This window comes from Devosia sp. 63-57, assembly GCF_001899045.1.
GTDB classification, from domain to species: Bacteria; Pseudomonadota; Alphaproteobacteria; order Rhizobiales; family Devosiaceae; genus Devosia; species Devosia equisanguinis.
In genome coordinates, this window is sequence record NZ_MKUY01000005.1 from 1313719 (window position 1) to 1327373 (window position 13655).

Here is a 13655-nt window from a genome sequence, read left to right on the forward strand (position 1 = left end):
GACCGCCTATGACGCTCAAAGCTGCTGACCTCGACGAGAACCTCACCCGGCTGGAAACCATGCTCGGCCAGCTCGATGAAGAGGCCATGGCGCTCTCCGAGCTCGACGGTTTCCTCTGTGGGCTGACGGTTGGCCCGCAGGCGGTTCCACAGGACGAGTGGTTGGCAGAAGTCTGGCATGACGATGTCGATCTTGCCGAGCTCGGCGTCGACCGTGACGAACTGGTCCGCCTGATCCTGCAGCGCGCCGAGACTACCGCCACCGAGCTTGGCGCTGGCGAATATGCGCCGCTCTACGAAGTGGATGACGATACCGGCGAGGTGGTCTGGCAATTTTGGCTTTTGGGTTTCGAGGCGGCCATGGTGCTGCGGATCAAGCCCTGGGAGCGTCTGCTCAAGAGCCCACCCGATGAAAACACCGCCCGGGCCATGGAAATTCTCACCATGGCCATGTCCCTGGTCGAAGCCGATCTGGGCGACGAGGCTATGTCTGAAGACGCACGCAAGGAACTCGAAACCGCCCTTGCCGACGTGCCTGATGCGCTCCCCATGGTGGCCATGGCGCTCTATGACGCGCGCCTGCAGAAACCGGCTCCCGTGCGCGTTGTCAGCGTCGGCCGCAACGATCCCTGCACCTGCGGCTCCGGCAAGAAGTACAAGCACTGCTGCGGCGCCGCCGCCTGATCGATCAGGCCGCGTCGGGCAAGCGTGCTGCCACCAGCGCCTGGGTCAGCTGGTGCTGCGGCTCGGCAAACAGGCGCTCGGGCGGGCCTTCCTCGACGATCCGCCCGGCTTCCATCACCAGCACCCGATCGGCCATGGCCGCGACCATATCGAGATCGTGGCTGATGATGAGATATGTGAGCCCGTGCTCGGCCTGCAGCCGCGACAGCAGACGCAACACCTCGCCCCGCACCGACATGTCGAGCGCCGATACCGGCTCGTCGAGAACCAGCAGGCGCGGCCGCGTCACCAGCGCTCGGGCGATGGCGAGGCGCTGCCGCTGCCCACCTGAAAATTCGTGCGGATAGCGCTCCAGCATGCCCGCATCCAGCCCCACCGCCGTCACCGCCTCTGCCAGCCGGGCCTGCCGCTCCATTGGGGCCCGCTGCCCCAGCAGATGCAGCGGCTCCCCGATCGACTCGCCGATGGTCATGCGTGGGTCGAAACTGCCGAAAGGGTCCTGGAACACCAGCGACATGTCGGCCCGCAATCGTGCCGGCAGGTCCTTGCCATGATAGGTCACACCATCGAGCACCATTTGTCCGCTGCTGACCCGGTCCAGGCCCACCACCATGCGCGCCAGCGTGGTCTTGCCGCAACCCGAAGGTCCCACCAGCGCCACGCATTCGCCGGCGCCGACGCTGAAACTGGCATTGTCCACTGCCCGTGTCGGAGGCTGCCACCAGCCGAACAGCCCGTCCTGCCGATAGTCCCGGCTGACATTGTCGATGCTCAACAGCGGTTGGGCGCCAAGCGGCATATGGGCGCGTGGCCGTCTTTCGATGCGGCTGGCCTCCAGCAGTCGCCTTGTATAGTCCGCCTGTGGAGCGGAGAGCACCGCTTCGGCGTCCCCGCACTCGACCAGCCTGCCCCCCTGCATCACCGCCACCCTGGTGCACAGCGCCCTCACTGCCCGGATGTCGTGGCTGATGAACAACAGCGTCATGCGCCGCCGCTGGCAGATCTCTGCAATCAGATCGAGCACCTTGCGCTGGGTGATGGTGTCGAGTGCCGAGGTCGGTTCATCGGCGATCAGCAAGTCCGCATTTCCGGCCAGCGCCATGGCAATCATGGCGCGCTGGCGCTGCCCGCCCGACAATTGGTGCGGATAACGCTGCGCATGCACCGGCAACAAACCGACCTCGGTCAACAGGCTCGGCAGCTCGATCTGCGGGCTGTCCGTCCCCGAAAAACGCACGCTTTCGGCAATCTGCTCGCCAATGGTCATCAGCGGATTGAGCGCCGTCATCGGCTCCTGGAATACCATCCCCATGCGCCTGCCGCGCAGCCGCGCCATGGTCAATTCGTCGGTCGGTAAATCCGCGCCATCGAAGCGCACGCTGCCGCGCGCCGTCGCGGTTTCCGGCAACAGCCCGGCAATGCTGAGCGCCGTCAGCGACTTGCCCGATCCGCTCTCCCCGATAATGCCGAACCGGTCACCCCGGCCAATGGTCAGCGACAGCTCGCTCACCGCCTCGCGGCCGGCAAAGGCAATGGTGAGATGCTCGATTTCAACCAGCGGCATGGCCCAGCCCCTCCTGCCGCAGGCGCGGATCGATGGCATCTCGCAGCCCGTCCCCGGCAATGTTGAGCGCAATAACGATGAAGACGATGGTCAGCCCCGGCACCACACTCAGCCAGGGATGGATGAGGAACAGGCTCTGCGCATCGCGCAGCATCAGACCAAGACTGGTGGCCGGCGGCTGCGTCCCCAGCCCCACATAGGAGAGTCCCGCCTCCGCCAATATGCCGAGCGACAATTGGATGGTGCCCTGGACGATGATGAGGCTCATGATGTTGGGCAACAGATGCCGCATGGCGATGGCGGCATTACCCAATCCGGCCAGCCGCGCCGCCGCCACATAGTCAAGCGTGGCAATGGCCAGCGCCCCGCCGCGCGCCACGCGCGCAAACACCGGAATATTGAAAATGCCGATGGCGACAATGGCATTGATCTCGCCCGGTCCCACCAGCGTGGTGATCAGGATGGCGACGATCACCGAGGGAAAGGCAAAGGTCAGGTCCGAGAAGCGCAGCACCACCCATTCCACCATCCCGCCCCAGGCCGCAGCGGCCAGCCCCATGGGCACCCCGATACCGATGCCAATACCCACCGCCAGCACTGCCACCATGAAGCTGGTCAGCGTCCCGCTCATCACCAGCGACAACAGGTCCCGCCCCAAATGGTCGGTGCCCAGCCAATGGGTGGCGCTGGGTCCGGCGAAGCGCCGGGCAATGGCGATCTGCTCGATGGGGAAGGGCGTCCACCACAGCGACACCAGCCCCAACAGGGCGAAGACCAGCGCCACGAAGAGCCCGATGACCAGGCTTGGATGACGCATCACCTGCCGCCGGCTCATGAGCCAGCCCTCCGCAGGCGCGGATCGACCAGCGTATAGGCCAGGTCCACCAGCAGCATGGTGATGCTGACCATCACCACCAACACAATGGTCGCGCTGCGCACCAGCACCAGGTCGCGCTCGGAAATGGCGGTAAAGATCAGCCGCCCCAGCCCGGGCAGGAAGAATACGTTTTCGACCACGATGGTGCCGGCGACAAGATAGCCGAACTGCAGCCCCAATATGGTCAGTACCGGCAGCAGCGCATTGCGCACGCCGTGCCGCCACAGCGCTTCGCCCATGGTCATGCCCTTGGCGCGCGCGGTGCGGATGAAATCCTGCCCCGCCACATCAACCAGGGCCGTGCGCATCACCCGCGCCAGGATCGAAGCCTGCGGCAAAGCCAGCGCCAGGCTGGGCAGGATCAGCCCGCGCAGCGCCTTCCACACATCCTCGTCCCAGGGCGTGAAGCCGCCGGTCGGCAGCCAGTGCAATGTCACCGCAAAGAGCAGCGTCAGCAGCATGCCGAACCAGAAATTGGGCACCGCAACCCCGGTCTGAGCCATCACCATCAGCGCCGTATCGGTGAATTTTCCGCGCCGACGCGCCGCGATAATGCCAATGGGCAAACCCACCGCCACCGAAATGATCATGGCGAACACGCTCAGCGGCAGGGTGACGGCCAGGCGTTCGGCGATCAGTCGCGCGACGGGCGCGCGCTGGGTATGCGAAACGCCGAAATCGCCCTGCAGCATGCCCCAGATCCAGCCGAGGAAGCGCTGGCCGGCCGGTGCGTCGAGTCCCATCTGCTGGCGCAGCGCCGCAACCGCATCCGGGCTGGCATTGATCCCCAGGATGAAGCGGGCAGGGTCACCCGGCAGCAAGTCGAGCAAGAAGAAGATAATGGCCGCAGCCACGATCAGCGTCACCACGAACCCGCCGAAGCGCCGCAGCAGATAAACGCTCATCGGCCGACCAGCCTGGGCCGGTCGGCGCGGTGGTTGGGCTTACTCCGTCCAGTGAATGTCGCGCAGCACGACGCCTTCGACGGGCGCATTCGGCCACATGCCATCCAGCTTGGCGTTCCACACGCCAGTCTGGGCCAGCTCAAACAGATAGCCGTTGACTGCATCGCGGGCGATGATGGTCTGGATTTCTCCAGCCAACGCCTTGCGCTGCGCCTCGTCGGTGGTCGCATTCAGCGTCTCGTTCAGGGCCTGAACTTCGGAATTGTTATAGCCGAAGTAGTAGTCGGGATTGGCATAGATGCCAATGTCGAAGGGCTCGACATGGCTCACGATGGTCAGGTCGAAGTCCTTGTTTGTCAACACGTCTTCCAACCACTGCGCCCACTCCACATTGATGAGCTCCAGCTTGATGCCCACCTGGGCCAGTTGGCTGGCAATGATCTGCCCGGAAAGCCGCGCATAGGCCACCGGCGGCAGCTTCAGCGTGGCGGAAAATCCATCTGGAAAACCCGCCTCGGCCAGCAGCGCTTTGGCCGCTGCCGGATCATAGGGATAGGTATTGGTGAGATCGAGATAATAGGGATGGTGCGGCGCGAAATGCGTGCCGATCGGCACGCCATAGCCATAGGTTGCACCCTCGATGATCTCGGCCCGGTCCAGCCCATGGGCAATGGCCTGGCGCACCTTGAGATTGTCGAATGGCGCCTTGCGGTTATTGGTGGCGAGAATGGTCTCGCCCTCTGTCGACCCCACCAGCACCTTGAACTGCGGATTGCCCTCGAAAATGGCCAGCGCCTCGGGCGCGAAATTATTGGTCCCGTCGATATCCCCAGCCAACAGCGCATTGGTCATCGTCGCGGTGTCGGAAATGAACACATAGCTCGCCTTGGTCAGCGATGGCTTGTCGCCCCAATAGGGGCCGTATTGCTCGAGGATCACCCGGCTGCCGCGATCCCACTGCAGGAAGGCGAACGGCCCGGTGCCGATTGGCTCGCTGGCATTGTTATCGGCGCTTTCCGGCGCCACGATCACCGCATCGCCGCGCCCGAGATTGAACAGGAACAGCCCGTCCGGCCGCGACAGGGTGAACTCGACTGTCAGCGGATCGATCACTGTCACGGCCGTGATCGGCGCATAGAGCGCCTTCTGCGCATTGACGCTGTCCTCGGCCAGCAGCCGATCGAAGGTGAATTTTACGTCCTCGGCATCGAAACTGGTGCCATCATGGAAGGTGACGCCGTCATGCAGGCTGAAGCGATAGCTCAGCCCATCTTCGCTAATGGTCCAGCTCTCGGCCAGGCCCGGCTGCACCGCCCCGTTCTGGTCGATGCGAGTCAGGCCCTCGAAAATGTTCTGGTAGACGACGACGTCGATCGCCTCGGCCGCGCCCGCCGTGGGGTCCAGTGCCGGCGGCTCCAGCGCCACCCCGATTCGGATCTCGGTCGGCTGCGCCGCGGCCATGGTAGTGGCCAGCAACAGGCCGGCCATTGCCAGCGCCAGGGACTTCGTCGTTCGCATTGCGGTCTCCTTGAGCCGAGGCATGGGACCCTTGCCTCACCCCCTACCTATAGCAAAGTGCGGGCGTCGCGTACCGCTGACGCGTCAAACTTTCCGCCTATCACCTGCCCAGGACGCCAGGATGACCGGGACGAGGCCCGCCAGCACGATCATCAGCGCCGGCAGTGCCGCCTGCGCGAACAGGCCTACATTGGCGCGCGAATAGACCAGGGTTGAAAGCGTCTCTATCCCAAGCGGCCGCAGCAGCAGCGTCGCGGGCAGCTCCTTGACGATTTCGACGAATACCAGCGTTGCCGCCGACAGGATCGCCGGGCTCAGTGTCGGCAGGTCGATGCGGAACAATATGGCCAGCCGGCTGCCGCCGAGAGCCCGCCCGGCATCGAGCATCGAGCGGCCGCGCTTGCGCATCGCCGCGTCGAGCGTCGAATGGCTGACGGCGAGAAACCGGATGGCATAGACATAGATCAGTGCCGCCATCGAGCCGGAAATGATCAGCCCCGGCCGCCACTCGAACAGCGCCATGGTCATGCGGTTGAACCAGAGATCGGCCTGGCCCAGCGGCTGCAGCAGACCCAGCGCCAGAACCGTGCCGGGGATGGCATAGCCCAGTGTCGACAGGCGGATCATGCCATGCGCCGCCGCCGAGCCGGTCTCCCCGATCCGCGCCGCCAGCAGCCCGATCGTCACCGTCACCACCGCGCCGATGGCGGCCAGCGTGATGGTCGGCCACAGCGCCGAAAACGCCAGCGCCGTGGTGTCGGGGTGATAGAGCCGCAGCGAGAGATAAATGAGCTCGCCCGCCGGAATGCCGAAGCCGAGCGTAAACAGGCCACCGCAAAAGCCGAAGGCCAGCCAGCGGCGCGCGCCCGTCAGCACTTCTCGCGCTGGCGGCACCCGGCTGTCGCGCTGCGCCGAATAGACCCGGTTCCGTCTTGCCTTCTGCTCGGCCAGGATCAGCAGGCCGATGACCAGCACCACCGTCACCGCCAGCTGCGCTGCGCCACCGAAATCGGAACGGTTGATCCAGGTCGAATAGATCACGGCGGTGATGGCATTGATGCCGAAATACTGTACGGCGCCGAGGTCGTTGACCACTTCCATCATGGCCAGCGTCATGCCGACCACCAGTGCCGGTCGCGACACCGGCAGCACCACTTCGAGGAAAGTGCGCCAGCCATTGGCCCCCAGCGTGCGCGCCGCAATGCTGAGCGCGGTGGACTGCATCAGAAAGAAGGTGCGGCAGGCCACATAGGTATAGGGATAAAGCACCGCCGAAAGCACCAGCGCCGCGCCCCAGGGGCTGCGAATGTCGGGAAACCAGTAATCCCGCACCGTCTGTGCCCCGATCAGCGGCCGCAGTGCCGATTGGATCGGGCCGGTAAAGTCGAGAAATTCCACATAGGAATAGGCGGCGAGATAGGTCGGCACCGCCAGGGGCAGAACCAGCGCCCAGTCGAAGATCCGCCGCAGCGGGAATTCGTAATGGGTGACCAGCCAGGCCGCCACCAGTCCTGCCGTGCCCGCCAGCAGCCCCACCGAGATCATCAGCAGCCCGGTTTCCCGCAATGCCGTCGGCAACATGGTTGCGGTCAGTCCATTGCTGCCGCTGCCCAGAGCCCCCAGCGCGGCGATAGCAAGCCAGATGATCGGCACCCCGACCACCAGGACCAGCACAAGCGCAACGACCGGCAGGCGAAAACGCCTGCCGGTCCGCTCAGATCGTCTCTGTGTGGCCTCGACTGTTATGCCGTCTCTCCACTCCGATTTAGTCATCTGCCCAACAACATTCACAGATCGTCACCCTCGGGCTCGACCCGAGGGTTCTGGTCACTGGGTCGGTTCGGCAAGTGCCCTCGGGTCAAGCCCGAGGGTGACGTGAACTGGGCAGGGCAGCCAATTGCACCTGCCTCCTCCGACCGCCCCTTACTTCTGCGGGCCTTCGTCGAACTTCAGCTCGTCCACCAGCTGCGCGGCGAGCGCGCGGTTGGCAGCGACCTGGGTCAGCGGCACCGGCGAGGCCTTAAGCTCGCCCCAGCTGGCGACCAGCTCGTTGATCGGCGCGCCGGGGACCACCGGGAATTCGTAATTGGTATCGGCATAGATCGCCTGCGCTTCGTCCGACAGCAGGAAGCCGATCAGCGCATTGGCGTTGTCGACATTGGGGGCGTGCTTGGCGATGAAGCCGCCGGCCACGTTCACCTGGGTGCCGGCGCCTTCGGCGTCCGGATAGATGATACGGGCGGCATTGGCCCAATCCTTCTGCTCCGGCTCGGCTTCATTGTTCAGCATCGCACCCATATAGTAGGTGTTGACGATGGCCAGATCGCACGAGCCTTCGAGCAGGAACTTGACCTGCTGGCGGTCATTGCCGGTCGGGGCAAAAGCCAGGTTGTCGCGCACCTTGCCCAGCCAGTCGCGGGCCTTTTCTTCGCCATTGACGGCGATGTAGTGGGCGATCAGGCCGATATTGTAGGCATGGGTGCCGGTGCGGGTGCAAAGACGGCCCTTCCACTCGTCCGAAGCCAGGTCCTCATAGGTGAGGGCGGTGGCATCGACCCGGTCCTTGGCGACGTAGAACACGCGGCTGCGCAGCGACAGGGCGGTCCAGTTGTCGTCCTCGTCGCGATAGGCGGCCGGCACGCGCTCGTCGAGCACCGGCGTGGTGATCTTCTGGGTCAGGCCTTTTTCCTCGGCGCCCACCAGATTGCCGATATCGACGGTCAGCACCACGTCGGCGGGCGAGAGTTCGCCTTCCGCTTCGACGCGGTCAAGCAGGCCGTCACCGGCATAGAGCACATTGGCCTTGATGCCGGTTTCGGCGGTAAACTTGTCGAGAAGCGGCTGCAGCAGGCTCTGCTCGCGATAGCTGTAGATATTGACTTCGCCGGACTGGGCGAAGGCCGGGACGGAAACGCCCAGCATTGTCGTCGCCAGAAGGGCGCTGAAAATACGCGCGGTCTTGGTCATTTGCTTCTCCTGCTGCATCGGGGGTCAAGGCCCCGGTTGACTGGGCGCTTAATGGCCTGTGCCTCAGTTAAAGTCAATAAAGCTAATAAAAACAAATGCTTACAGATTAGAACGGTTCAAGGGAGCAGTGGAATCTGTCAATGAACACAAGTGATTAGCTGATTATAAAAATCCGCTTTTATTGCTGTGGGACTGCCTGGTCGCGCCGCTCCACCAGATCTGCCGGGATGCGCAGTGAAAACAACAGCCCCTCCGGCCCCGCCGGATCGACGGCAAGCGACACCGCATTGACGGCCAGCAGCGAGCGCGTCAGCGCCAGCCCGACGCTGGAGCGGATCGGGGTCAGCGCCTGCCCATCCTTGCCGACGCCATCGCGGAACACCACGAAACGGTCGGCCATGTCCATGGCGGTGATGGAGCTGTCGCGCACATGGATGGCAATACCCTTGTCGTCCATCTCTTGGGCCGAGATGACTACGGCGCCGCCTGGCGGGGTCTGGTCGATGGCGCTGGCCAGCAGGTTCAGCACCGCCTGTGCCAGCGAGGCCCGGTCGGCGGTGACGCGTGGCAGCGATTCCGAAATGGCGTTGCGCACGATGACGCGGGAGACATTGGCCTGCTCACGAATGCGCAAGACGCAGCTTTCCAGCAGGCTGGTCAGTTCGAGGCTCGCGCGCTGCGGCAGGTAACGCCCATCGCGCAGTCGTGCATAATCGTCCAGCTCATCCACCAGCGCCGCGATTTCCTGCCCCGCCCGCGAGATATCCTTGGCATATTCGGAATAGCGCTCATTGTTGAGCGCCCCGAAGGCCTCGGTGCGGATCAGGTCGGAAAAGCCGACAATGGTATTGAGCGGCCGACGCACCCCACGGCTGATCCGCGCCAACAGCGCCGGATCGGCTTCATGGGCGATTGCAGGCGCCGGCAGATCGGCTTCACGCGCTCGCACAAAGCCGAAATAGCCGCTGAGAATCCCGGCCTGGCCGACAGCGAACAACAGGATATCGGTCTTGTCGTCCTGCCCGCGAAGCGAGAGGCATGGCCGCGCCGTCTCGGCAAAGCGGGCAGGGCGCTCCAGAAACGCCTGCAATTCCCCGATATCGGCTTCCCCGACCAGGTTTGAAAGCCGCGTGCCCACCACGGTGCTCGAACCGAGCAGCGATTTGGCCACCCCATTGGCGGCGCTGATCGTGCCATTGCGGTTGGCTTCGATGAAACCGTCACCCCGAATTTCGGCAAAGGCCTGGGCAAAGGCGCGCACCGCATCTTCATGGCCGGTTCGCACTTCAGTGGCGCTGGCCGACAGCATCAACGCCGGTCGGCCCTGCCAGGAAATCGACTGCAGCCGCGCCGTCACCGGCACCAGCGTGCCGTCGCGCTGCACCAGATGATTGACCGGACCCGCGCCCTGACCATCGGCGCCGGTGGCCGGGAACACCGCGGCCAGGCCCGCACTGCGCAATTGCTCCACCGTGTCATAGCCGGTCATTTCGGTGATGGCGCGATTGGCGAACAAGACCTGCTGGTCGCGGAACACCAGAATGCCCAGCGGCAGGCGATTGAGCACCAGCGTCTCGCCGCCCAGATTGACCAGCGATCCCGTCGATTGCGGTCCAACCGATGTCAGCGGCGCCAGCGCGGTTTCCCCGTCCTGGCCCTGGCCCCGGTTCTGTCCGCGATCGCCGACCCGCTCGTTGAGCACCCGTGACAGCTCGTCGAAATTGTAGCGCGATACCCGCTCCATGGCCTCGGCATCGCTGGGATCGGTCGCGCCGATTTCCGCCAGTGCCGTATCCAGCTGCTGGTCGGCATCGGCGGGCTTGGCCTCGGGGGCAGTTGCGTCCGGCTCCTCGGCCCAATGGGCGAACTCGTCCTCGGCGCCGTCCTGTTCGGTGGCTTCGAGCGGGGTAAAACCGCGCCCGATCACCCGATAGAGCGTCCCGTCAGTCTCGTTGTCCGCCTCGTCGGCACCATCAATCGCATCCACGCCCTCGGTCGATGCGTGGTCCTCGACAGGTGCGGTGGGCGGCAGGTCGTCGTCTTCGCCCAGCGGCGTATAGAGCGTGTCATGCGCCGTCAGCCGGTCCACCAGCGAGCTCAGCCGCTGCGACACATCCGCCAGCGTTGCCTCGGTCTCGGCGTCTTCGCCCCTCGCATCCTCTTCCGAGTGAGACTTGGCCGCGGCCTCCGGCTCAGGGCCGCTATCGGCCTCAGCCGGCGTCGGCTTGGCCAGCTCATCATGGCTTTCCGGCACGGCACTTTCGGGTGCGGCGATCTCATAGACCGTCTCGGCGTCGGTCTCCTGCCAGCTTTGCAGCTCATGCGCATAGCTGTGATCGGCGCCAATAGGCGTGCCGTCCATGGCCTGAACCGGCTCGCCCGCCTCGGCCTCATCGCCATCCTGTCTCGGCTCGGCAGTCGCGGCTATGTCCTGTTCGACCTCGGTCTCGCCCTCGTCCACCAACATTGCTCGCGGCGGCTCGTCTGCCGCGCTTGGCTGATCGGATTGAGCGGCCTCGATGATCTGCGGCGCGATCGGATCGACATGCACGATCAGCAGCGCCGACTCGTCATGTTCCCAGAGCAGCGGCGTGGTCGCGCAGGTGCCGGAAACCGGCTTGTCCCCGGCGAGGAACTGGATGCGTGCGAGGCTGGTGCGGCCGCTCGAACCCAGCCGAATGATGCGCTGCACCTGTCCCTTGATTGGCACCGCCAAAGGCAGACGTTTGAGCCCGTGCTTTTTCAGCTTGGCCAGATACAGCCCCGCCGCCGCATTGGACCAGAGCAGCCGCTGCCCATCCTGGGACCACAGCCAGGCCGGGCGCGCATCGTCCGCATGCTGCAGCACGCGGCGGGCACTCGGCGATGTGTTCCACTGGTCATCCATGGACGGCCTTTGTCTGGCGGCGTCGGACGCGATCCGTATCATTACGGAACACTTGTCCGAAGTTCATTAAGTGTTCTTCAATATCGTGACGGTTGCGACGAATCCAGTCCGCCGGGCTGTCCGCATTGGCTGCATCGCTGGTCATGGTTAAATGCCATGTCCTAAGGATTGGTCATTTCCGCCGCGCTGGCGCCGCTTTTGCGATAGGATGTCCACAGCGCAAAAACGGTCTTGTCATCCCGGTCATCTCGACCTATGTTCCGCCCGCTTTCGGAGCGCAGGCCTGCGCCGCCCCCGACTTGCCCATGCCGCCTTAGCTCAGTTGGTTAGAGCGCTAGATTGTGGATCTAGAGGTCCCCCGTTCAATCCGGGGAGGCGGTACCACCCTCCCAAATACTGTTTCGAAGTCGCGCCCGCGCCTCAACGTGTGATGCGCAGGGCTGAGATATTGGCGCCGATCTGGCGGAATGCCTCACGCAGCTGAGCGCCGTTCGAGGCCAGGAAGTAGTTGCTGGCCCCGCTGGCGCAGTAGCGCAGCACATTGGCGGCCGAGGTGCCTTCGCTGATGGCAAAGCCGACAGTGTAGACGGTGATGTTCGATGCTTTCATCGCATCGCAATAGGCCTGCGCCTGCGCGTATGGGCTGCCATTTGGCGCGTTACAATTGATGTGGTCAGCTGTACTGCCGCTACCGCTGGTCGAATTGCGCGCCACCACGCCATTGCAATGCACGGTGTTGAATTCGCCATCGGTCATGATGACGGCAGCCTTGAGCAGATTGTTCGTGTTGTAGGCGGCCGGGCGGCTGTCGAAGGGCCAGACATAGGCGAAATTCGGCGACAGCATCAACCAACTCCACACCACGCCCAGACTGCCCGAGGTTGACCCCACCGCTGCCAGCGCATTGATTGCCGTGCGAAGTGCGGCCTTGTTCGCGGTAAGGGGCACGATGGTATTGGCGAGGCACCCATTGCCTGCAGGGGGATAATTGCGCCCCACATAGGACACGGTCGGGGCGACATCGGTCAGCCCATTGCTGGCCCGTTCGGTCACGCAGGTGGTCACCGGATTGAGCCGCCAGAGCCCCGTTGAGCCCTGGTAGCGATAATAGGTGCAACCCTCGGCGACGGTCTGCCAGGTACAATGCATGAGGCCGGTATTGTTGGTGTATGTGCCGCCATTGCCTGCCGGAGTGTTTTGCAAAGCCAGGCTATTTGGCGTTACGTTCGAAACCTGGAAAATGTTGCCATTGAGGCTGTGTGATCCGCCGACATTGGTGAAATAGGCGTAATCGCCATTGTTGAAGCCATGGCTGTTCGAGGTCACCACCAGATTGCAATTGGCAACCTGGCATTTGATCACCGACGCTGTGCCTGAAAACGTTGTGTAGTTGCGGCCGTCAATGCCCGAAAGCCGGAATGTGTTGGCGGTCTTGCCGGTCACCATGAACGGCTTGTTGCTGATCTGGCCCATCCCTGAGTTCCAGATATAGACCCAGTCGCCGTCGGAAAAGCCATGGCCGTTGGAGGTGATGGTGACCGGGTTGGCCTTGGTCGCCCCGGTGATGGTTTTCGTCGTGCCTGTTGACCAGGAAAAGGTCGAGGTCTCCACCGGCGCACGGATGGGGCCGCGCACGGCTTCGGCATAGCTGCCGGCATTGACGGCCTGTGAGTAGGGGATCAGGGCCATTTTCGAATAGTTGAGCGTCTGGTCGTCGGCAACCACCGCCTCCATCAGATCGGTGATGGAATTGCGCAGGTCGACGATTCTCTGGCCCTGCATCGAGCCGGTCACGTCGAGCGCGACAGCGACCTCGATGTCCAGAGCGCCGCGAACCGCTTCGGCCCTAAAATTGGCCCGCAGCTCAGGCACACCTACCAATTGCACGAAGATGGTCGGCAGCGAGAAATGTCCATCGATGAATAGCGAGCCGTTCGCGGGGTCCATGCGCACCGTGTCGATGCTCGCCTCGACCTCGCTATCGCCGATGCGCTCGAGCACCAGCGCCTCCGCGCGCTCGCGGATGCGGGTTTCCGTCATGCCGCCGACCAGGATGTCCGGCTGCAGCGCCAGGACCGCCGCATCCAGCGCCGTCTGTGCGCGTTGCCTCGTCTGTTCCAGCCGCACATAATCCACCACTGCGCCACCCAGCGCGATCAGCACGACCGCCATGACGCCGAAGATCACGGCAAAGACGCCGCGCTCGTCGCGCGCGAAACGCTGCAAGAGGCTTGTGGGTGCCGACATGGCTGCT

General features: G+C 64.0%; 9 protein-coding genes and 1 tRNA gene. 2 read left to right on the plus strand and 8 right to left on the minus strand.

The window, feature by feature from the left end; all coding sequences use genetic code 11:
* Positions 1-8 precede the first annotated feature (8 nt).
* Positions 9-683 (plus strand): UPF0149 family protein, encoded by a 675-nt coding sequence (locus BGO80_RS14595; RefSeq protein ID WP_286722052.1) that lies wholly within the window; start codon positions 9-11, stop codon positions 681-683.
* Positions 684-687: 4 nt separating this feature from the next.
* On the opposite strand, the gene BGO80_RS14600 is transcribed toward BGO80_RS14595, so the two are convergent.
* From BGO80_RS14600 to BGO80_RS14630, 7 genes are all read right to left on the minus strand, one after another.
* Positions 688-2247 carry a dipeptide ABC transporter ATP-binding protein gene (locus BGO80_RS14600; RefSeq protein WP_286722053.1) on the minus strand — a complete coding sequence of 520 codons (1560 nt, stop codon included), beginning with the start codon at positions 2245-2247 and terminating at the stop codon, positions 688-690.
* The gene (locus tag BGO80_RS14605) at positions 2234-3082 is read right to left on the minus strand and encodes an ABC transporter permease (protein WP_286722054.1); all 849 of its coding nucleotides are present in this window, start codon (positions 3080-3082) and stop codon (positions 2234-2236) included. The genes BGO80_RS14600 and BGO80_RS14605 overlap by 14 nt, the downstream gene beginning before the upstream one ends.
* A complete protein-coding gene (locus tag BGO80_RS14610; protein WP_286722055.1) occupies positions 3079-4029 on the minus strand; it encodes an ABC transporter permease in 951 nt (316 codons plus the stop codon). Before BGO80_RS14610 ends, BGO80_RS14605 begins: the two co-directional genes overlap by 4 nt.
* Positions 4030-4068: 39 nt before the next feature.
* Positions 4069-5547: an ABC transporter substrate-binding protein gene (locus BGO80_RS14615; RefSeq protein ID WP_286722056.1), complete on the minus strand. Its 1479-nt coding sequence runs from the start codon at positions 5545-5547 to the stop codon at positions 4069-4071.
* An 84-nt stretch (positions 5548-5631) separates the two neighbouring features.
* Entirely contained in the window at positions 5632-7200 is a 1569-nt protein-coding gene (locus BGO80_RS14620; RefSeq protein ID WP_286722057.1) for an ABC transporter permease, read from the minus strand.
* Between the two features lie 270 nt (positions 7201-7470).
* On the minus strand, positions 7471-8514 hold the full coding sequence (locus BGO80_RS14625; protein ID WP_126150854.1) for an extracellular solute-binding protein: 1044 nt from the start codon (positions 8512-8514) through the stop codon (positions 7471-7473).
* A 178-nt stretch (positions 8515-8692) separates the two neighbouring features.
* Positions 8693-11401, minus strand: coding sequence for a histidine kinase dimerization/phospho-acceptor domain-containing protein (locus tag BGO80_RS14630; protein ID WP_286722058.1), 2709 nt, complete (start codon positions 11399-11401; stop codon positions 8693-8695).
* A gap of 307 nt (positions 11402-11708) precedes the next feature.
* Between BGO80_RS14630 and BGO80_RS14635 the strand changes: the two genes are divergently transcribed.
* A tRNA-His gene (locus BGO80_RS14635) sits at positions 11709-11785 on the plus strand.
* A gap of 36 nt (positions 11786-11821) precedes the next feature.
* Here the strand turns inward: BGO80_RS14635 and BGO80_RS14640 are convergent.
* Positions 11822-13648 (minus strand): TadE/TadG family type IV pilus assembly protein, encoded by a 1827-nt coding sequence (locus BGO80_RS14640; protein WP_286722059.1) that lies wholly within the window; start codon positions 13646-13648, stop codon positions 11822-11824.
* Positions 13649-13655: the final 7 nt, after the last annotated feature.